The organism is Streptomyces olivoverticillatus (assembly GCF_014203555.1).
GTDB classification, from domain to species: Bacteria; Actinomycetota; Actinomycetes; order Streptomycetales; family Streptomycetaceae; genus Streptomyces; species Streptomyces olivoverticillatus.
Genome location: NZ_JACHJH010000001.1, coordinates 567909 through 587941, shown reverse-complemented (window position 1 = coordinate 587941; position 20033 = coordinate 567909). Strand labels below are relative to the sequence as shown.

The 20033-nt window shown below is 71.6% G+C and carries 16 protein-coding genes; 10 read left to right on the top strand and 6 right to left on the bottom strand.

What is annotated here, in order from left to right; all coding sequences use genetic code 11:
• Complete coding sequence (gene ppgK / locus FHS39_RS02675; RefSeq protein WP_184346097.1) at positions 1-756, top strand: polyphosphate--glucose phosphotransferase; 756 nt, start codon at positions 1-3, stop codon at positions 754-756.
• Here the strand turns inward: ppgK and FHS39_RS02670 are convergent.
• Complete coding sequence (locus tag FHS39_RS02670) at positions 659-1249, bottom strand: DUF6542 domain-containing protein (RefSeq protein ID WP_184346096.1); 591 nt, start codon at positions 1247-1249, stop codon at positions 659-661. The genes ppgK and FHS39_RS02670 overlap by 98 nt on opposite strands.
• A gap of 176 nt (positions 1250-1425) precedes the next feature.
• On the opposite strand from FHS39_RS02670, the gene ychF reads away from it, so the two are divergent.
• The 7 genes from ychF (at position 1426) to FHS39_RS02635 (ending at position 9605) form a co-directional block, all read left to right on the top strand.
• Positions 1426-2514, top strand: a complete 1089-nt coding sequence (ychF, locus tag FHS39_RS02665) for a redox-regulated ATPase YchF (RefSeq protein WP_045932319.1) — start codon at positions 1426-1428, stop codon at positions 2512-2514.
• Positions 2515-2760: 246 nt separating this feature from the next.
• On the top strand, positions 2761-3513 hold the full coding sequence (locus FHS39_RS02660) for a GntR family transcriptional regulator (RefSeq protein WP_184346691.1): 753 nt from the start codon (positions 2761-2763) through the stop codon (positions 3511-3513).
• A 281-nt stretch (positions 3514-3794) separates the two neighbouring features.
• Positions 3795-5435: an APC family permease gene (locus FHS39_RS02655; protein WP_246469762.1), complete on the top strand. Its 1641-nt coding sequence runs from the start codon at positions 3795-3797 to the stop codon at positions 5433-5435.
• 155 nt (positions 5436-5590) lie between these two features.
• Positions 5591-5770 (top strand): SPOR domain-containing protein, encoded by a 180-nt coding sequence (locus tag FHS39_RS02650; protein WP_184346094.1) that lies wholly within the window; start codon positions 5591-5593, stop codon positions 5768-5770.
• A 100-nt stretch (positions 5771-5870) separates the two neighbouring features.
• Positions 5871-6299, top strand: coding sequence for a (deoxy)nucleoside triphosphate pyrophosphohydrolase (locus FHS39_RS02645; protein WP_184346093.1), 429 nt, complete (start codon positions 5871-5873; stop codon positions 6297-6299).
• 178 nt (positions 6300-6477) lie between these two features.
• Positions 6478-6897, top strand: a complete 420-nt coding sequence (locus tag FHS39_RS02640; protein WP_184346689.1) for an ATP-binding protein — start codon at positions 6478-6480, stop codon at positions 6895-6897.
• Positions 6898-7091: 194 nt separating this feature from the next.
• Positions 7092-9605, top strand: a complete 2514-nt coding sequence (locus FHS39_RS02635) for a SpoIIE family protein phosphatase (RefSeq protein ID WP_184346687.1) — start codon at positions 7092-7094, stop codon at positions 9603-9605.
• A gap of 6 nt (positions 9606-9611) precedes the next feature.
• Here FHS39_RS02635 and FHS39_RS02630 read toward each other — a convergent pair whose 3' ends face one another.
• Genes FHS39_RS02630 through FHS39_RS02610 form a run of 5 tightly spaced genes read right to left on the bottom strand, consistent with a single transcriptional unit; the run spans position 9612 to position 15525 of the window.
• Positions 9612-11552, bottom strand: a complete 1941-nt coding sequence (locus FHS39_RS02630; RefSeq protein ID WP_343069321.1) for a TPM domain-containing protein — start codon at positions 11550-11552, stop codon at positions 9612-9614.
• Between the two features lie 49 nt (positions 11553-11601).
• Positions 11602-12384: a succinate dehydrogenase/fumarate reductase iron-sulfur subunit gene (locus FHS39_RS02625; protein WP_184346092.1), complete on the bottom strand. Its 783-nt coding sequence runs from the start codon at positions 12382-12384 to the stop codon at positions 11602-11604.
• A complete protein-coding gene (locus tag FHS39_RS02620; protein WP_184346091.1) occupies positions 12381-14321 on the bottom strand; it encodes a fumarate reductase/succinate dehydrogenase flavoprotein subunit in 1941 nt (646 codons plus the stop codon). Before FHS39_RS02620 ends, FHS39_RS02625 begins: the two co-directional genes overlap by 4 nt.
• A gap of 18 nt (positions 14322-14339) precedes the next feature.
• Positions 14340-15185, bottom strand: coding sequence for a hypothetical protein (locus FHS39_RS02615; protein WP_184346090.1), 846 nt, complete (start codon positions 15183-15185; stop codon positions 14340-14342).
• 55 nt (positions 15186-15240) lie between these two features.
• Positions 15241-15525 carry a hypothetical protein gene (locus FHS39_RS02610; protein ID WP_045932310.1) on the bottom strand — a complete coding sequence of 95 codons (285 nt, stop codon included), beginning with the start codon at positions 15523-15525 and terminating at the stop codon, positions 15241-15243.
• A gap of 282 nt (positions 15526-15807) precedes the next feature.
• Between FHS39_RS02610 and FHS39_RS02605 the strand changes: the two genes are divergently transcribed.
• Together FHS39_RS02605 and typA are read left to right on the top strand one after the other, a co-directional pair.
• Positions 15808-17709: an ABC transporter family substrate-binding protein gene (locus FHS39_RS02605; protein WP_184346089.1), complete on the top strand. Its 1902-nt coding sequence runs from the start codon at positions 15808-15810 to the stop codon at positions 17707-17709.
• 167 nt (positions 17710-17876) lie between these two features.
• Positions 17877-19784 (top strand): translational GTPase TypA, encoded by a 1908-nt coding sequence (gene typA, locus FHS39_RS02600; protein WP_184346088.1) that lies wholly within the window; start codon positions 17877-17879, stop codon positions 19782-19784.
• The last annotated feature ends 249 nt before the right edge of the window (positions 19785-20033 follow it).

The following is a 20033-nucleotide window of genomic DNA, read 5'->3' as shown; positions in this document are numbered from 1 at the left end:
ATGAACGTATTCGGCGTGGACATCGGCGGATCGGGCATCAAGGGCGCCCCGGTGGACGTGACGGCGGGCGAGCTCGCCGAGGAGCGCTTCAAGGTCCTCACCCCCCACCCGGCCACCCCGGACGCCGTCGCCGACGGCGTCCGGCAGGTGGTGGACCACTTCGGCTGGCAGGGCCCGGTGGGGGTGACCTTCCCCGGGGTGGTCGTCGGCGGTGTCACCCGGACGGCCGCCAACGTCTCCAAGAAGTGGATCGGGCAGGACGTCGCCGGGCTGCTCGGCGAGCGGCTGGAGGCGCCCGTCACCGTGCTCAACGACGCCGACGCCGCGGGGCTCGCCGAGATGGCCTTCGGCGCCGGGCGGGGTCGCGGCGGCACGGTCGTCGTGCTGACCTTCGGCACGGGCATCGGCAGCGCCGTCTTCATCGACGGCCGCCTCGTGCCCAACACCGAGCTCGGCCACCTGGAGCTCCAGGGCCACGACGCCGAGACGCGCGCCTCCACCCGGGTCAAGGAGGAGGAGGGCCTGACCTGGAGCCGCTGGGCCAAGCGGGTCGGGCGCTACCTCGCCCACGTGGAGATGCTGCTCTCGCCCGCGCTCTTCGTGATCGGCGGCGGGGTCAGCCGCAAGGCGGAGAAGTTCCTGCCGCTGATCGAGGGCGTCAGCGCCGGTATCGTGCCCGCTCGTCTGGAGAACAACGCGGGGATCGTGGGGGCTGCGATGGCCGCTTCCGCGGCCGGACCCGCCGTCGCGTCCTGATCAGCACGATCCTGCGGACGAGCGCGATCACCGCGGCCAGCAGCGTGCCGGAGTACAGCCACCCGGCATGCAGCGACAACAGGGTGACCAGGTTCATCAGCCGGCCCGCGAATCCCCCGCCGCCTCCGCTGATCGGCACCGCCCCGACCGCGAACGCGATGGGCGCGCTGACCGGCGCCGTCATCAGGTCCGCCGGCCGCACCCACAGCGCACAGGCCGCGCTGCCCAGCAGGAAGAACAGCCCGTAGACGTGCGGCGAGGAGTGCGCCCACCGTGCGTCCAGCACGCCGATGCCCAGCATCGCCAGCGCCGTGAGCAGCCCGCTGCCGAGCCCGGTCAGCCGGGCCGCGGGCAGCGGGGCGGGGCCCCGCCCGGCGCGGGCCGCGGCCGTGTTTCCGCGCTCGCCGACGGGAGCGGCCGGCCGCGGCACGGGGGACCCCCGGCGGACCTTGCGCTGATTGCGCTGGGGACTGCGTGTGCTGGGTTGCTCCACGCGACCAAACTAGGTCGCGGCACCGGAGGTTTCCGGCGTTGGACACGCCGTTTGGGCCCCCTTGGCCGTACGTTCGACGAATCGCCCGTCCGGGGCGGGTGTGGGGCGCGGACCCGTAGACTGGTTGACCGGCCCCGCCGGGGGGCGCTCTCACGGGAACTACGGGAAGACGTCACGTGTCGCTCACGATCGGAATCGTCGGTCTGCCGAATGTCGGCAAGTCGACCCTGTTCAACGCCCTGACCAAGAACGACGTGCTGGCGGCCAACTACCCGTTCGCCACCATCGAGCCCAACGTGGGCGTCGTCGGCGTCCCCGACCCGCGCCTGGACAAGCTCGCCGAGATCTTCGGCTCGCAGCGCAAGCTCCCGGCCACGGTGGACTTCGTCGACATCGCGGGCATCGTGCGCGGCGCCTCCGAGGGCGAGGGCCTGGGCAACAAGTTCCTGGCGAACATCCGTGAGTCGGATGCGATCTGCCAGGTCATCCGCGCCTTCAAGGACGAGAACGTCGTCCACGTCGACGGCAAGGTCTCGCCCAAGGACGACATCGAGACGATCAACACCGAGCTGATCCTCGCCGACCTGCAGTCGGTCGAGAAGGCCGTCCCGCGCCTGACCAAGGAGTCCCGCCTCCAGAAGGAGAAGGTCGCGGTCCTGGCCGCCGTCGAGGCCGCCAAGGAGATCCTGGAGTCCGGCCAGACGCTGTTCTCCGCGGGCATCACCAAGGGCACCGAGAAGGGCGCCCTCCTGCACGAGCTGCACCTGCTGACGACCAAGCCGTTCCTCTACGTCTTCAACGTCGACGAGGACGAGCTGGTCGACGAGGACTTCAAGAACGAGCAGCGCGCCCTGGTCGCCCCGGCCGAGGCCATCTTCCTCAACGCCAAGATCGAGTCCGAGCTGATCGAGCTGGACGACGACGAGGCGCTGGAGCTGCTGCAGTCCATGGGCCAGGAGGAGCCGGGCCTGGCCACGCTCGCCCGGGTCGGCTTCGAGACCCTGGGCCTGCAGACCTACCTGACGGCCGGTCCCAAGGAGTCCCGCGCCTGGACCATCAAGAAGGGCGCCACGGCCCCCGAGGCGGCCGGTGTGATCCACACCGACTTCCAGAAGGGCTTCATCAAGGCCGAGGTCATCTCCTTCGACGACCTGGTGGCCACCGGCTCCGTCGCCGAGGCCCGCGCGGCCGGAAAGGCGCGCATGGAGGGCAAGGAGTACGTGATGGCGGACGGTGACGTCGTCGAGTTCCGCTTCAACGTCTGAGAACGCCTGAGAACATCCGAGAACGTTCGGAAGGGCCGCTCCACCTGCGCAGACGCAGGCGGGGCGGCCCTTTTGCGTGCGAGGGGGAAGTGCCTGCGGAGAGTGCTCGCCGCATGTGCCCGCGAACTGCGGATACACGCCTCTGAACTGCAATTCACCACATCTGGTGATTCCTTGGCCTAGAGTTGCGGATCACAACCGACGGTTGCCAAGCTGTTGCGGACTGTCAACCCCTTGGGAGTGGACGTGGCCTTCGGTGACCAGCCCGCATACCTTCGCGTCGCCGGCGATCTCCGGCAGAAAATCGTCGCAGGCGAGCTGCCGCCGCACACCCGGCTCCCTTCCCAGGCCCGGATCCGTGAGCAGTACGGCGTCTCCGACACCGTCGCCCTGGAGGCCCGCAAGGTCCTGATGGCCGAGGGCCTGGTCGAAGGGCGCTCCGGCTCGGGCACCTACGTCCGCGAGCAGCCCGTGCCGCGCTCCGTGGTGCGCACGGGATATCGCGCCATCGGCGAGTCCAGCCCCTTCCGCCAGGAGCAGGCCGACGACCGGGTGAAGGGCACCTGGGAGTCGCGCAGCGAGCAGACCGTGGCCGATGCGGCCGTCGCCCGGCGGCTGCACATCACCGCGGGCGACCGCGTGATGCGCACGGACTACCTCTTCCGCTCCGGCGGCGAGCCCGCGATGCTCTCCATCTCCTGGGAGCCCCTGGCGGTCACCGGGCGCACGCCCGTGATGCTGCCCGAGGAGGGGCCGCTGGCCGGGCGCGGGGTGGTCGAGCGGATGGCCGCCATCGACCTGATCGTGGACAACGTCACCGAGGAGGTCGGGGCGCGCCCCGGGCTCGCCGAGGAGACGCTGGCGCTGGGCGGGGTGCCCGGCCACTGCGTCCTGGTCGTCTCGCGCACGTACTTCGCGGGCGGCTGCCCGGTGGAGACGGCGGATGTGATCATGCTCGCCGAGCGGTTCCGGGTGGCATACCACCTGCCGGTGAAGTAGCCGTGACGCGCATGTGAACGCCTCCGCGGCGCCCTTCGGCTTACTCCGGAGTCAGTTTCGCAACGTCTGGAATGCCTGCCCGTTGGTCCGTACCAGCGGGTAGGAAGTGATGCCTTTGCCCCGGTTCGGGTGGGTACGGAGGTGCGGGTTCCGTTGTTGCAAAACTCACATAGGGCCAGGTCAGGGCCCTTTGGCGGAATCAACTCGGCCAAATCGCTCGTACGATGGCGCGGTTTGTGTCCTGCCGTGGGGGAGTACGAAAGAAAAGGAGAGCCGGGGCGTTGAGTACCGAACAGGGTTCCCACTCCAATTACCGCCGGACCCTTGGTCCGGTGGCGCTGACGGCCGTGGGCCTCGGGTCGATCATCGGCTCCGGCTGGCTCTTCGGGGCCCAGCGGGCGGCCGGCATCGCTGGTCCCGCCGCGATCTGCGCCTGGGTCATCGGCGCAGCCGTCGCACTGACGATCGCGCTCACCTACAGCGAGCTCGGCGCGATGTTCCCGAAGGCCGGCGGCATGGTCCGCTACGGCCAGTACTCGCACGGCTCCCTGGCGGGCTATCTCGCCGCGTGGGCCAACTGGCTCGCGATCGTCTCCGTCATACCCGGCGAGGCGACCGCTTCCGTGCAGTACATGAGCTCCTGGAAGTGGGACTGGGCCAAGGGCCTGTACGACGGCAAGGAGCTGACGGGCAGCGGTGTCGCCCTCGCCAGCGTCCTGCTGGTCTTCTACTTCTTCCTCAACTGGTTCGCGATCAGCCTGTTCGCGAAGACCAACAACGCGATCACGGTCTTCAAGATCGTCGTCCCGGCCCTGACCGCCGGCGCCCTGATGTACGCGCACTTCGACACGCACAACATCCAGACGGCGGGCGGCTTCACGCCGAACGGCTGGAGCTCGGTCTTCACGGCCGTCGCCACCTCCGGCATCGTCTGGGCCTACAACGGCTTCCAGTCCCCGCTGAACATGGCCGGCGAGGCCCGTAACCCGGGCAAGTCGCTGCCCAAGGCCGTCATCGGCTCGATCCTCATCGCGCTGGTCATCTACATCGCGCTCCAGGTCGCCTTCCTGATGGCCGTCCCGTCCGCCGACCTGGCCTCCGGCTGGAAGGCCCTCACCTTCAAGTCGCCGCTCGCCGACCTGGCCATCGCCTGGGGTCTGAACTGGCTGGCGATCATCCTCTACGCGGACGCCTTCATCTCCCCTTCCGGCACCGGCATGATCTACGCGGCCACCACCTCGCGCATGATCCACGGCGTTCAGGAGAACGGCCACCTGCCGGGCGTCTTCGGCAAGGTCGACAAGAAGACGGGCGTTCCGCGCCCGGCCCTGCTGCTCAACCTCGTCGTGGCCTTCCTGTTCCTCGCCGTGTTCCGCGGCTGGGGCTCGCTCGCCGAGATCGTCTCGGTCGCGACCGTCATCTCCTACATCACCGGCCCCGTCGCCGTGATGTCGCTGCGCCGGATCGCCCCGGACATCAAGCGCCCGGTCATGCTCAAGGCCATGCCCGTCATCGCGCCGGTCGCGATGGTCTTCGGCTCGCTCGTCCTGTACTGGGCCAAGTGGCCGCTGACCGGCAAGGTCATCCTGCTCATGGCGGTCGGTCTGCCGATCTGGGCCTGGTACGAGCTGCGCAAGCCGTGGGCCGTGCTCAAGCCGCACCTGAAGGCCGGCGCCTGGATGGTCGGCTACCTCTTCGTGATGGCGGCCGTCTCCTGGGCCGGCAGCACCAAGTTCAACGGCCAGGGGTACCTCCCCGAAGGCTGGGACATGCTGCTGGTCGCGCTGATCGCGCTCGGCTTCTACGTGTGGGGCGTGCGCAGCTCGTGGCGCAACCCCACCCTTGTTCAGGCCGAGAAGGAACTGGCGGCCGAAGCCGTGGCCGAGGAGAGCGCCGAGGCGGAGCTCGCCGAGGTCAAGTGACCCGCGCACATGGCCGAATGCATACCTCTTCGTGAAAACCCGTATCCGCTGTGTAAAGGTCGGGCGTACGCTCGGGCATATGCGGACTGCGGTTTCTTCGGAAGGTATGCCGAAGGGCGTGCGCCGGTGCGCGCGGCGGCGGGAGGGCAGGAGCGATGACTGACACCGGACCGGTCCTGCCCTGGCTGGTCATCCGCCAGGATGAAAACGGCAACCGCTACCGCGTCGGGCGCTACGCCACGAGAACCGAGGCCGAGCGCGTGGTCGACCGGCTGGACGCCCGCGGGCACCAGCAGCTCTACATAGTCGAGCGGGTCGGCCGCACGGTCTCGTAAAGGCCCCTGCGGCCCGTCTGCGGCGCGGGGAGGTGCGCACTGACCCTGGCGGTGCGCCCCGCTCCCCCGTGCCGCAGACGGCGCCGTAAGCTCGGCCCCCATGACGACGGTGCGCGTGGTGGTGGGCGGAGCGGTTTTCGACCGGGGGCGGCTGCTCGCCGCGCGGCGCAGCGCCCCGCCCGAGCTGGCCGGCCGCTGGGAGCTGCCCGGCGGCAAGCTGGAGCCCGGCGAGACGCCCCGTGAGGCGCTCGTACGGGAGCTGCGCGAGGAGCTCGGCATCGAGGTCGAGCCGCTGGAGCGCATCGCCGGAGAATGGCCCCTGCGCCCCCCGTACGTCCTCCAGGTGTGGACGGCACGGCTGCTGGCGGGTGAGCCCCGCCCCCTTGAGGACCACGACGAGCTGCGCTGGCTCACCCCGGACCGGATCGGCGAGGTCGACTGGCTCGAGCAGGACCGCCCCGCGGTTGCGGAGGCCGCCCGGATGCTCGCCGCGCAGACCGGAGCGCAGACCGGAGCAGAACCCCGCTGACCCTCCGTCCGCCTTCGTGGCCGGGGACAGTCCGGCTACGCCGAATGTGTCACTCGGCGCCGACGGAGATCGCCGAAGAAGATAGTCGGGCCCCTATCCCGGGTATGTGCTGATTATTATCCCTAAAGCCGGGCATTCCGGCCGGGGGTCGCAAGCGGTACGGCAAGCGGTCTGGGAAGTGGTCGGCGTGAGCGATGGCGCAGGGACCCTGGCATCGACGCCCGGCTTCGCCGAGTGGAGCTTTCCCGCCGAGGCGGGTGCCGTACGGACCGCCCGCACGCTCGTGCGCGACACCCTGCGCGAATGGGGCCTGGAAGGCGTCATCGACGTGACCGTGCTGCTGGTCAGCGAACTGGTCACCAACTCCCTGCGCTACGCGAGCGGGCCCATCGGCGTACGGATGTACTCCCACGCCGGCCCCACCCTGCTGGTGGAGGTCTCCGATCCGCTGCCCGACCCGCCGCGCGAGCGGGCGGCCGATCCCGACGACGAGGGGGGCCGCGGACTGCAATTGGTGGCCTTGGCTTCACGCCGCTGGGGAACCCGCCCAGGTGCCACCGGCAAGACCGTGTGGTTCGAACTGAGCTTGTCCGGTTGACAACGCGGGCAGGAGACATAGCGGGTTGAGACCGTGCTGTGATCGTGAAGTCCGTGTTCCGAAGGGCCCCTGTGCTGGATACTCGGCCTTCTGATGCCGGTGCGAGCACATGAGCCGGAGGGGACGGGCACGTGAGCGAAAAGCCAGCGGGTACGGCGGGCAGGCCTGAGGAATCGGCTGCCGCATCGGCGATGATGTGGCAGAACAGCCCGCCCGGCTCCCTTTACGACCACATCCGCGTGGCGTCGTTCTCCCTCGGTACCGACGGCCGGATCGAGCAGTGGAGCACCCGGGCGGCCGAGCTCTTCGGAATAACGGCCCGGCAGGCCGTCGGCCGGGACCCCCAGGAGGTCTTCGCCCCCCTCGACGCGCGCCGCGCCCGGCACCGGGCCGAAGCCCCCTTCCTGGGCGAGGGCGGCCCCGACGGCCGCGCCTGGACGGGCCTGGTGCCCTACCAGCGCGACGGACGCCAACAGGGCCTGGCCGAGATCTACGTGATGCCCAGTGAGGACGGCAAGGGCGGCCGCGCCGCGCTCTGCGTCGCCGTGGACGTCCGGGCGCTGCGCGGAATAGAGACGGACATCGCCGCTTCGGAAGCCGTTTTCGGCCAATCTCCGCTCGGCTTCTTCTTCTTCGGCACGGACCTGACGCTGCTACGGGTCAATGAGAGTTTCGCCCAGACTTTCGGCTGCCCGGCCGAGTGGCACCGGGGGCGCACACCGCACGACTTCCTGCCCCGCCCGGAGGCCGAGCGGCTGACCGCGGCGCTGCGCCAAGTGCTCGACACCGGCAAGCCGGTGTCGGACATTCAGCTCGTCGGTCCGGTGCCCGGGCGCAGCGAGCGGCGCCGCTGGTCGGTGTCGCTCTACCGGCTGCACAGCGGCAGCGGGCGGCCGATCGGGGTGGCCGCGATCGCCACGGACGTCACCGGACGGCGCCGCGCCGAGCGGGAGGCGGCCGGGGTCCGCCGCAATCTGGCCCTGCTCAACGAGGCCGGGGCCCGGATCGGCAATTCGCTGGACCTGGAGACCACGGCCCGCGAGCTGCTGGCCGTTGCCGTCCCGCAGTTCTGCGACCTGGCCTCCGTCGACCTCTACCAAGGCCTGCTCGTCGGCGACGAGGCGCCGCCGGGGCTCGCCGACGGCAGCGCGGAGCTGCGGCGCGTGGCGTACTCCAGCGCGGTGACCGGAGCGCCGGTCGACGCCGACTACAAGCCGATCCAGGTCGGCGAGGTGCACCGCTACCCTTTCCACTCGCCGTGCGCCCAGGCGCTGCGCACCGCACACGTCCAGGTGGTGCCGGGCCGGGAGGGCGAGGACGGCGCCGAGCTCGGCGCCGTGGTGCACTCCACGCTGGCCGTGCCGATGGTGGCCCGGGACACGGTGGTGGGGCTGGCGCAGTTCTCCCGTACGAAGGGCAGCGAGCCGTTCGGCGAGCGGGACACCGCGCTGGCCGTCGAGCTCGCCGCCCGCGCCGCGGTCTGCATCGACAACGCGCGGCTCTACCGGCGCGAGCACGAGCGGGCGCTGATCCTGCAGCGCAGCATGCTGCCGCCCGGCGACCCGGAGGCCGCCGGGATCGACATCGCCTGCCGCTATCTGCCGGGCAACGCGGCGACCGAGGTCGGCGGCGACTGGTTCGACGTCATCGAGCTGCCCGGGCACCGCACGGCGCTGGTCGTCGGCGATGTGATGGGCCGCGGCCTGCGGGCCGCCGTCGCCATGGGCGAACTCCGCACGGCCGTCCGCACCCTGGCCATGCTCGACCTGGAGCCGGCCGAGGTGCTCTCCGCGCTGGACGAGATCGCGCACGGCCTGGGACGGCCCGGCGGCAAGCAGTCCGCCTCCCGCGGGGTGCGCGGCAGCGTACGGCCCGCGGATCTGTCCGAGGTGTATCTGGCCACCTGCGTCTACGCGGTGTACGACCCGGTCACCCGGCGGTGCACGGTCGCCAACGCCGGGCACCTGCCGCCGGTGCTGGTCGAGGCGGGCGAGCCCGCGATGCTGCTCGAAGTGCCGCCGGGGATGCCGCTGGGCGTGGGCGGCGAGCCCTTCGAGGAGACGGAGATCGAGCTGCCGGACGGGGCGCTGCTCGCCCTCTACACCGACGGCCTGGTCGAATCCCGCGACCACCCCCTGGACGAGGGCCTGCAGGCCTTCCGGCAGGCCCTTACGGACCCCGGGCGCCCCCTGGAGGACGTCTGCGACCACGTCCTGACCGCCTTGGACACCCACCACGGCGAGGACGACATCGCGCTGCTGATGGCCCGGCTGCGCGGCCTCAAGCCCGGCTGCGTCGGCGACTGGACGCTGCCGCCCGAGCCCCGCTCGGTGGCGCAGGCCCGCGAGCTGGCCCGCGAGCAGCTGGAGACGTGGGGCCTGACCGACCTGGTCGACACGACGGAGCTGCTGGTCAGCGAGCTGGTCACCAATGCCCTGCGGTACGGCGAGGGGGAGATCCGGCTGCGTCTGCTGCTGGACCGCACCCTGGTCTGCGAGGTGTGGGACGGCGGTCTGGTCCAGCCCCGCCGCCGCCGCGCCCGCGACACGGACGAGGGCGGCCGCGGCCTGCAGCTGGTGGGCCTGCTCAGCGCCGCCTGGGGCAGCCGCCGCACCCCGCACGGCAAGACGGTCTGGTTCGAGCTCTCCCTGCCCGACGCCGACTCCCCGGCCCCGGACGCGGTGGAGGCACTGCTGAGCCTGTACTGAGCCGCCTCACCCCGCCAGCCGCCCCCGCGTCTCCCCGCCGCCGAACGTCGCCGGGAGCAGGCCCGCCAGGATGATGCCGCCCAGCAGCGCGCCGCCCAGGGCGCGGGCCGGGTGCGTGGCGCACGGGTCGTCGAAGGGGGTGTCGTAGGCATCGACGTCCTGCTCGGCCAGGGCGCGGGCCTGGCGGGCCAGGGAGTCGGCGCGGGCCGAGGCGCGCTCCGCCCCCTCGGGGTCGGCCTCGGCCCGCGCGAGGTGCCGCTCCGCCTCGGCGAGCCGGGTGCGGGCCGGGGCGCCGACGGCCCCCCGGTGCGTGGCGAGGAAGTCCCGCGCCGCCGACACCTCGCCGCGCGCCGCGAGCACCGCCCGCGCCGGGCGGCCGCCGGGACCGTGGCCGAGCCCGGCGGCCGCCGCGTCGACGCGGCGCAGCAGGGACCGCGGGTCGTGGCGGCCGGCGGCCGTTGCGCGGCGCGTCTCGGCCAGCACCTCGGTGACGGCCCGGGCGGCGTGGTCCTCGGGGGCCGTTTGCAGCGCCGCCTCCGCCTCGGCGACGGCATCGCGAAGCCGCGCCGTCGCGCCTGTCAGCTCGTGGCTGTGGCGCAGGACGGCGTCGGCGAGGGTGCGGGCCTGGGACAGCGCGGCCTCCGCGGCGCGCAGGGATATCGCGGCCCGGTTGCCGTCCCGCTCGGCCAGCGCCGTGCGCGCCTCGGCGAGGGCCGCGCCCGCGAACGCCAGCCGGTCGCGGGCCTTGGCGGGGTGTTCGCCGACGGGCGCGAGCGCCGCGGCCGAGCGGCACTGCGCGAGGGCGGCCAGCGCGGCCTCCGCCGTGCCGATGCGGGGCTCCAGCACCCGGGCCGTGGCCTCGGCGTGGGCGAGGATCGCCTTCGCGTGGGCCCTCAGGCCCCGCAGCCGGTCGAAGGCGGAGGACTCCGCGTCCAGCCGCCGGTTGGCGCTGGTGCAGCGGGAGCAGATCTCGTCCAGGGCGTGCCGCCGGATGTCCTCGTCCTCGTGCGGCGCCTCGTCCAGCTGCTGCCGCAGCCGGAAGGCCTGGGCGAGCTCGCCCCTGGCGTAGGCGACGGCCTCCGCGAACGGGCGGGTGGCCCGCTCGCCCAACTGGGCGGTGGCGAAGAAGAGTTCCTCGGCGCTGGTGTGCACCGCGTCGTCGGTCCCGACGAGGTTCCGCGCCGCCTCCGCGTCCAGCTCCGGCAGCGGCGTGAGCGGCTGGGCCATGCGGGCGAGCCCCGGCGGTGTGGTCGCGGACAGCACCGCCCGGCGTGCCGCCCGGCGCCGCGCGGCACGCCGGGCGCCCAGGTGGAGCAGGATCAGGGCGAGCCCGGCGGAGCAGGCGATCGGCACCCACACCCGCCGGTCGCCGGGGACGAGCCCGTCTGCGCCCGGGTTGCTGTCGCCCGGCCGGATGCGGGGCGCCTTGACCGGCTTGCCCTCCAGCACCGCCCGGTAGCCGTCGGCGGCGCCGATGGCGGCCCCGGCCCAGTCGTGCTGCTCCAGGGCGGGGGCGATGGCGACGGCGGCCACACGGTCGAGCTGGTCCTGCCGGAAGCCGGAGTCCTTGTCGGCCGAGACGGCGTACTGGTGCCCGAAGGTGGCGATGGCCAGCAGCACGTCCCGCGGCCCCAGGCCGTTGCGGTCGGCGGTGGAGTCCGCCCAGGTGCGGCCCGCACGGCCGGAGAAGTTGCGTACGTAGGTCACGTACACCTGCACGTGGTGCGCCGTGTGCAGCCGGTCCAGCGCGGCCTCCACCTGGGCGCGCCGCCGCCCCAGGGCGCCGACGGTGTCGGTGATCCGCCCCGAGGAGTCCAGGTCCAGCGGCGTGTCGGCGCGCGCTCCGGTCACCGGGACCGGCAGCAGCAGGGCGCACAGCGCGAGCAGGACGCCGGCTATCGCCCAGCCCGGCGCCCTGGGCCCGTACCGCCTGGAAAGCCGCGTCACATTTGGAGCGTATGGCCGTATTGACGGTTACGCTACCGAGAGCGTCCTCTCAGTGACGCTCCGTGTCCCCACGCCGTCGGCGGATCTTGTCGCCCAGCCAGACCAGCGGGTCGTACGACCGGTCGACCACCCGCTCCTTGAGGGGGATCAGCGCGTTGTCGGTGATTTTGATGTGCTCCGGGCAGACCTCGGTGCAGCACTTGGTGATGTTGCAGTAGCCCAGCCCGTGCTGTTCCTGCGCCGCCCGCTTGCGGTCGATGCCCGCCTCGGCCGCCGCGTCCAGCGGGTGCATGTCCAGCTCGGCGACGCGCATCAGGAAGCGCGGCCCCGCGAAGACCGCCTTGTTCTCCTCGTGATCGCGGACCACATGGCAGGTGTTCTGGCACAGGAAGCACTCGATGCACTTCCTGAACTCCTGCACACGGTCGACGTCCTCCTGCCGCATCCGGTACTCCGACGGCTTGAGGCCCGGGGGCGGCACGAAGGCCGGGATGGCGCGCGCCGTCGCGTAGTTGTACGACACGTCCGTCACCAGGTCCCGCACCACCGGGAACGCCCGCATCGGCGTGACCGTGACGATCTCGGCCTGATCGAAGACCGACATCCGCGTCATGCACATCAGCCGCGGCCGCCCGTTGACCTCCGCGCTGCACGAACCGCACTTGCCCGCCTTGCAGTTCCAGCGCACGGCGAGGTCGGGCGCGGCGGTGGCCTGGAGCCGGTGGATGATGTCGAGGACGACCTCGCCCTCGTTGACCTCCACCTCGTAGTCGACGAGACGGCCGCCGTCCTTGTCACCCCGCCACACCTTGAAGTGGGCCTGGTAGGTCATGAGGTGAGCTCCTCGTCCGTCAGGTACTTCGCCAGCTCTTCCTTCTCGAAGAGCGCCAGCAGATCGGCCCGGAGCGGCGGCGTCTCCCGCCGCTCCAGCCGGACGAGGCCGAGCGCGGAGTCCGTCACGGCCGGCTCCGCGCTCTCGTCCGCCAGCCGGCACACGAGGTTGACGCGCCGCCACTGCCGGTCCATCGCCGGATGGTCGTCGCGCGTGTGCCCGCCCCGGCTCTCCGTGCGCTCCAGCGCCGCCCGCGCCACGCACTCGCTGACCAGCAGCATGTTGCGCAGGTCGAGTGCCAGGTGCCAGCCCGGGTTGAACTGCCGGTGCCCCTCGACCCCGGCCCGCCGGGCCCGCGCCCGCAGCCCCGCGAGGCCCCGCAGCGCCTGCTGCATCTCCCCTTCCTTGCGGATGATGCCGACCAGATCGCTCATGGACTGCTGGAGCTCCTGGTGGAGGGTGTACGGATTCTCGGCCGCGCCCCGGCTCTCGGCGCCGCCCTCCGCGCCGAACGGGCGCAGCGCCTCCGCCTCCGCCAGCTCGATGTCCGCGGGCGAGGCCGCGGGCCGGGCGGCGGCCTCCAGCGCGGCCGCGTACCGGGCTGCGTACAGCCCCGCCCGGCGGCCGAAGACCAGCAGGTCGGAGAGGGAGTTGCCGCCCAGCCGGTTGGAGCCGTGCATGCCGCCGGCCACCTCTCCGGCCGCGAACAGGCCGGGCACCCCGGCCGCGGCGGCGGTGTCCGGGTCGACCTCGACGCCGCCCATCACGTAGTGGCAGGTGGGGCCCACCTCCATGGGCTCGGCGGTGATGTCGACGTCCGCGAGCTCCTTGAACTGGTGGTGCATCGAGGGCAGCTTGCGCCGGATCTCCTCGGCGGGCATCCGGGTGGAGACGTCCAGGAACACCCCGCCGTGCGGGGAGCCGCGCCCGGCCTTGACCTCGGCGTTGATGGCGCGGGCCACCTCGTCGCGCGGGAGCAGCTCGGGCGGGCGGCGGTTGTGGTCGGGGTCGGTGTACCAGCGGTCGCCCTCGTCCTCGGACTCGGCGTACTTCTCCCGGAAGACGTCCGGGATGTAGTCGAACATGAACCGCTTGCCCTCGCTGTTGCGCAGCACCCCGCCGTCGCCGCGCACGGACTCGGTGACCAGGATGCCCTTGACGGACGGCGGCCAGACCATGCCCGTGGGGTGGAACTGCACGAACTCCATGTTGACCAGGCGCGCCCCGGCGAGCAGCGCCAGCGCGTGCCCGTCGCCGGTGTACTCCCAGGAGTTCGAGGTGACCTTGAAGGACTTGCCGATGCCGCCGGTGGCCAGCACCACGGCCGGCGCCTCGATGACGAAGAAGCGGCCGGACTCGCGCTCGTAGCCGAAGACGCCCGCGACGCGGTCGCCCGCGGTCTTGAGCACCCGGGTCACCGTGCACTCCTGGAAGACCTTCAGCCGCGCCTCGTGGTCCCCGTACTCCTCCTCGTCCTCCTGCTGGAGGGAGACGATCTTCTGCTGGAGGGTGCGGATCAGCTCCAGGCCCGTACGGTCGCCGACGTGCGCCAGGCGCGGGTACTCGTGGCCGCCGAAGTTGCGCTGGGAGATCAGGCCGGAGGCGGTGCGGTCGAAGACCGCCCCCCAGGCCTCCAGCTCCCAGACCCGGTCGGGGGCCTCCTGGGCGTGCAGCTCGGCCATCCGCCAGTTGTTGAGGAACTTGCCGCCCCGCATGGTGTCGCGGAAGTGGACCTGCCAGTTGTCGCGCTGGTTGACGTTGCCCATGGAGGCGGCGATACCGCCCTCCGCCATGACCGTGTGGGCCTTGCCGAACAGCGACTTGCAGATCACCGCGCAGCGCATCCCCTGCTCGCGCGCCTCGATGGCGGCCCGCAGCCCGGCGCCACCGGCGCCCACCACGACCACGTCCCAGGACTGGGTGTCGACCTGTGGCATTGGAATAGAGGACCTCTCCTAGAAGAAGCGCGGATCGTCGAAGGCGCCGCTGGCGACCAGATACACGTAGAAGTCGGCCACCGCCACGCTCACCAGCGACGCCCAGGCGAGCTGCATGTGCCGGGCGTTGAGCACGCTGACCCAGCCCCACAGGCGGTAGCGCACCGGGTGCTTGGAGAAGGTGCGCAGCCGCCCGCCGACGATGTGCCGGCAGGAGTGGCAGGAGAGGGTGTAGGCCCAGATGAGCACGATGTTGGCGAGGAGGACGAGCGTGCCCAGACCCATGTGGCCCCAGGCCCCCGTCCCGTCCCGGAAGCCCAGCACGGCGTCGTAGGTGAGGATGCCCGCGACGAGCACCGCGAAGTAGAAGAAGTAGCGGTGGACGTTCTGCAGGATCAGCGGGAAGCGGCTCTCCCCGGTGTACTTCGCGTGCGGCTCGGGCACGGCGCAGGCCGGGGGCGAGGCCCAGAACCCGCGGTAGTAGGCCTTGCGGTAGTAGTAGCAGGTCAGCCGGAAGCCCAGCGGGAAGATCAGCACCAGCAGCGCGGGCGACAGGCCCCACCACGGGCCGATCCAGTCCCAGTCCGCTCCGCCCCCCATCGGCACGCAGTTGTGCGCGATGCAGGGGGAGTAGAAGGGCGAGACGTAGGGCGCGGCGTAGTAGTCGCTGTTGGCGAAGGCGCGCCAGGTGGAGTAGACGACGAATGCCAGCAGCCCGGCGGCCGTCCCCGCGGGCGCCAGCCACCAGCGGTCACGGCGCAGGTGGCGGGCGGGGATCGCGGCGCGCGAGGGGGTGTCGACGCCGCCGCGCGCGGTGCGGGCGCCCGCGTCGGCGGTGGTTTCGGGGTCGGTGCCAGTGGCCAAGGGGGACTCCGGAAGGAGTGGGGTCGGTTTGCCGGACGCGCTTCTTCGGGCCCGCTCAGGGCGCGCGCCGGTCGCAGGCCCCCAGCCCCTCGTCCTCGGCGCCCGCCCATAGCGCGGCGTCGTACGGGGTATCGGGGACCGGCACCATCGCCGGTCGCGGCCGGTCCTGGGGGAGGGCCTCGCGCAGCAGGGCGATGCTCTCGCGCAGGTGGCCCGCGTCGGTGCGCACGCGCCGCAGCTCCAGGCCCTCGCCGGCCGGCCGCCGCTCCAGGCGGTCGAGCGAGCGCAGCAGGCCGTCCAGGCTCTGTTGAACGGCCGTCAATTCATCGTTCAAGGTCATGACTTGCCCTCACCTCCGCGGTCGGCGGTTGCGGGTGGCGACGATGATGCGACTGAGAGTGTCGCGCGTCACACCCCCCGGAGGGAAGAGAGCCGCGCGAGCGCGCCTTCGCGCGGGTGTATTCGCCAAATCGTTCGGCCAGGCGGGTGGCGTGCACCCCGGCGGCGCCGTGTCGGCACGTCTTCGCCGGGGGCGTCGCCTTCAGTGGGCGGCAGTACACGCGACCGGTGGCGCAGTGGCCGCCGTGAACGATCCCGGCCCAGTCCGGCGGAGGTAGCACCGATGTCCATCCGCACGCGGTCCCGTACGCACCGCTCCGCCGTTCTGCTCACCGCGGGAGTGCTCGCGCTGCCCGCCCTGGCCGGCTGCTCGGCCGGCGGCGACGACACCGAGGCGGCGGCCGTCCCGCAGGACATCGCGGTGGCCCCCCGGGCCAAGGTCGCCGACAAGGGCACCCTGACCTGGGCCGTGGACGCGCTGCCCACCACCTTCAACACCTTCCAGGCCGACGCGGACGCCAGTGCGCAGCGCGTCGCCGAGGCGGTGCTGCCCACCCTGTTCACCCCCGACGCGCAAGGCCGTCCGCAGCGCGACGCGGACTACCTGCTGTCCGCCGAGGTGATCCAGCGCGAGCCCCGCCAGGTCGTGCGCTACAAGCTCAACCCCGGCGCCGTCTGGAGCGACGGCAGCGCGATCACTGCCACCGACTTCGAGGCCCAGTGGAAGGCGCTGCGCGGCCAGGACAGCTCGTACTGGACGGCCCGCAACGCGGGCTACGAGCGCATCGACCGGGTCGAGCGCGGCGCGGACGCCCACGAGGTCAAGGTCACGTTCGCAAAGGCGTACGCGGACTGGACCTCGCTCTTCACCCCGCTCTACCCCCAGGCGGTCATGGGCAGCGGCAGCGCCTTCAACGACTCCGCGCGCAAGGAGCTGAAGCTGTCCGCCGGGCCGTTCAAGGTCGGGGCGCGCGACGACTCGGAGCACACGCTGACGCTGGTGCGCAATCCGCGCTGGTGGGGCGACCGGGCCAAGCTGGACAAGCTCGTGCTGAGCGCGGTGCCGCGCGAGCGGCGCCTCGACGCCCTGGCGGCCGGCAAGGCCGACCTGGGCGAGATCACGGCGGCCGCGGCCGAGCGCATCGACCGTGCGGGCCGGCCGCAGAAGGAGAAGGGCGACAAGGGCGGCGCGGCCCGGCGGCGGGCCGCCGCGGCGGCGGACGCGGCCCTGCGCGGCCTGGTCGTCCGCAAGTCCCTGGAGCCCGCCTACACCCAGCTGGCGCTCAACGGCGCCTCCGGCCCGCTCACCGACGAGCGCGTGCGGCGCGCGATCGCCCGCGCCGTCGACCGCAAGGACCTGGCCGGCTACGTCCTCAAGCCGCTCGGCCTGCCCGCCGACCCGATGGGCAGCCATGTGCTGGTGGCGGGCCAGCAGGGCTACGAGGACAACAGCGACGCCATCGGCTCCCTGGACCCCCACGCCGCCCAGGCCCTGCTCGCCGACGCGGGCTGGAAGGAGGGGCGCGGCGCGGCCCCGCAGAAGAAGGCGGAGGCGGCGCACGCCGGACACAAGGCCGACGAGAAGCCGGAGGAGAAGGGCCGCGGAGCCCGGGATTCCGGGGGCGGCAAGTCCGCCGCGGCGGCCGTACCGCCCCGCTTCAAGGACGGCAAGAAGCTGACGCTCCGCTTCGTGCTGCCGAAGGGGGCCGGGGCCGAGCCGCTGCGGGCCGTCGGCGACCGGATCGCCCACCAGCTGGAGGCCATCGGCGTCCGCACCGAGATCACCAAGGTCGACGACGCGGCCTTCTTCAAGGACCACATCGCCTCCGGCGACTTCGACCTCGCCCTCTACTCCTGGCCGACCACCGCCTACCCGGCCACCGACGCCCGCCCGATCTTCGCCAAGCCGCAGCCCGCGGCGGACGGCTCGCTGGTCGTCGAGCAGAACTACAGCCGGGTCGGCACCGACCAGATCGACAGGCTCTTCGACCAGGCCTCCACCGAGCTGGACACCGACGCCTCCCGGGATCTGGTCGCCCGCGCCGACGCCCGGATCTGGGCGGCCGCCGGCTCCATCCCGCTCTACCAGCGCCCGCAGCTGGTGGCGGCCCGCAAGAACGTCGTCAACGCCGGAGCCTTTGGGCTCGGCGCTCCCCGATACCAGGACATCGGCTTCCTGCGCTAGTTCTCACCTGGCAAAAGCACAGGTCACAGCCCATTCGAACAGCCCTGGAAGGCCAAAGCCGCGTCGGCCCCGTACCATGGAAGAGGCCGCGGCGTGATCTGCCCGGCGGGCGCGCGTGCCGGACCGTACGCGCCGCCATCCACGATTCCGGGAGAAGCGCCGCAAGTATGCCCACGCGCCACGACATTCGTAACGTCGCCATCGTCGCCCACGTCGACCACGGCAAGACGACCATCGTCGACGCCATGCTCAAGCAGGCCGGCGCCTTCGCCGCGCACCAGCTCGAGTCCGTCGACGACCGCGTCATGGACTCGAACGACCTGGAGCGTGAGAAGGGCATCACGATCCTCGCCAAGAACACGGCGGTGAAGTACCACCCCAAGGACGGCGGGGACCCGATCACGATCAACATCATCGACACCCCCGGCCACGCCGACTTCGGTGGCGAGGTCGAGCGCGGTCTGTCGATGGTGGACGCGGTCGTGCTGCTCGTCGACGCCTCCGAGGGCCCGCTGCCGCAGACCCGCTTCGTGCTGCGCAAGGCGCTCGCCAAGCGGATGCCGGTCATCCTGTGCATCAACAAGACGGACCGTCCGGACTCCCGCATCGACGAGGTCGTCAACGAGACGTACGACCTCTTCCTCGACCTGGACGCCGACGAGGACCAGATCGAGTTCCCGATCGTCTACGCCTGCGGCCGTGACGGCGTCGCCTCGCTGACCAAGCCGGAGGACGGCACCGTCCCCGCGGACAGCACCAACCTGGAGCCGTTCTTCTCCACCATCCTGGAGCACGTCCCGGCCCCGACGTTCGAGGAGGAGGCGCCGCTCCAGGCGCACGTCACCAACCTCGACGCCGACAACTTCCTCGGCCGCATCGCGCTGCTCCGCGTCGAGCAGGGCGAGCTGCGCAAGGGCCAGACCGTCGCGTGGATCAAGCGTGACGGCACGATCTCCAACGTCCGCATCACCGAGCTGATGATGACCGAGGCCCTCACCCGCAAGCCCGCCGAGATGGCCGGCCCGGGTGACATCTGCGCCGTCGCCGGTATCCCCGACATCATGATCGGCGAGACCCTGGCCGACCCGGAGAACCCGGTCGCGCTGCCCCTGATCACGGTCGACGAGCCGGCGATCTCCATGACCATCGGCACCAACACCTCGCCGCTGGTCGGCCGTGGCGGCACCGGCAAGGGCGCGGACGCCAAGTCCGCGGTCAAGGACCGCAAGGTCACCGCCCGCCAGGTCAAGGACCGTCTGGACCGCGAGCTGGTCGGTAACGTCTCGCTGCGCGTCCTGGACACCGAGCGCCCCGACGCCTGGGAGGTGCAGGGCCGCGGTGAGCTGGCGCTGGCCATCCTGGTCGAGCAGATGCGCCGCGAGGGCTTCGAGATGACCATCGGCAAGCCGCAGGTCGTCACCAAGCAGGTCGACGGCAAGACCTACGAGCCGGTCGAGCGCCTGACGGTCGACGTGCCCGAGGAGCACATGGGCGCGGTCACGCAGCTCATGGGCACCCGCAAGGGCCGCATGGACAACATGTCCAACCACGGCTCCGGCTGGGTCCGCATGGAGTTCGTCGTCCCGTCCCGCGGTCTGATCGGCTTCCGCACGGAGTTCCTGACGAACACCCGCGGCACCGGTATCGCCCACTCCATCCACGAGGGCCACGAGCCGTGGTTCGGCGAGCTCAAGACCCGTAACAACGGCTCGCTGGTCGCCGACCGCTCCGGTGCCGTCACCGCCTTCGCGATGACGAACCTCCAGGAGCGCGGCGTGCTCTTCACCGACCCGGGCACCGAGGTGTACGAGGGCATGATCGTCGGCGAGAACTCGCGCGCCGACGACATGGACGTCAACATCACCAAGGAGAAGAAGCTCACCAACATGCGCTCCTCCTCCGCCGACTCCTTCGAGGCGATCGTCCCGCCGCGCAAGCTGTCGCTGGAGCAGTCCCTGGAGTTCTGCCGCGACGACGAGTGCGTCGAGGTGACCCCGGAGGCCGTCCGCATCCGCAAGGTCGTCCTGGACCAGAAGGAGCGCGGCCGCTCCGCTTCGCGCGCGAAGCACGGCTGACGGCTATAGCTGACAGTTAGTCAAGAGGGCCCGGCATCGGTGACGATGCCGGGCCTCTTGCGTTTCTGTCCGAAAATCGGCCATCAGGGTCCGGATGTCGTGTTAACAGTCCGTTTCGTAGCTGTCTGTCTGTGCTGTCTTTGTCCGCATTTCGAACGGATCGCAATGATCGATGTGACCAAAGCGAGACCCTATAAGTGTGGTTTAAAGGGCGCTGTTACTTAATAGTTGGGTTCACTGAGCTCGGGT

Bases quoted from the DNA above. Each gene is read 5' to 3' on its own strand.
- FHS39_RS02635 (WP_184346687.1), top strand. From the start codon at position 7,092: ATGTGGCAGAACAGCCCGCCCGGCTCCCTTTACGACCACATCCGCGTG.
- FHS39_RS02610 (WP_045932310.1), bottom strand. From the start codon at position 15,525: ATGACCTTGAACGATGAATTGACGGCCGTTCAACAGAGCCTGGACGGC.
- FHS39_RS02620 (WP_184346091.1), bottom strand. From the start codon at position 14,321: ATGCCACAGGTCGACACCCAGTCCTGGGACGTGGTCGTGGTGGGCGCC.
- ppgK (WP_184346097.1), top strand. From the start codon at position 1: ATGAACGTATTCGGCGTGGACATCGGCGGATCGGGCATCAAGGGCGCC.
- FHS39_RS02625 (WP_184346092.1), bottom strand. From the start codon at position 12,384: ATGACCTACCAGGCCCACTTCAAGGTGTGGCGGGGTGACAAGGACGGC.
- FHS39_RS02645 (WP_184346093.1), top strand. From the start codon at position 5,871: ATGACGACGGTGCGCGTGGTGGTGGGCGGAGCGGTTTTCGACCGGGGG.
- typA (WP_184346088.1), top strand. From the start codon at position 17,877: ATGCCCACGCGCCACGACATTCGTAACGTCGCCATCGTCGCCCACGTC.
- FHS39_RS02605 (WP_184346089.1), top strand. From the start codon at position 15,808: ATGTCCATCCGCACGCGGTCCCGTACGCACCGCTCCGCCGTTCTGCTC.
- FHS39_RS02650 (WP_184346094.1), top strand. From the start codon at position 5,591: ATGACTGACACCGGACCGGTCCTGCCCTGGCTGGTCATCCGCCAGGAT.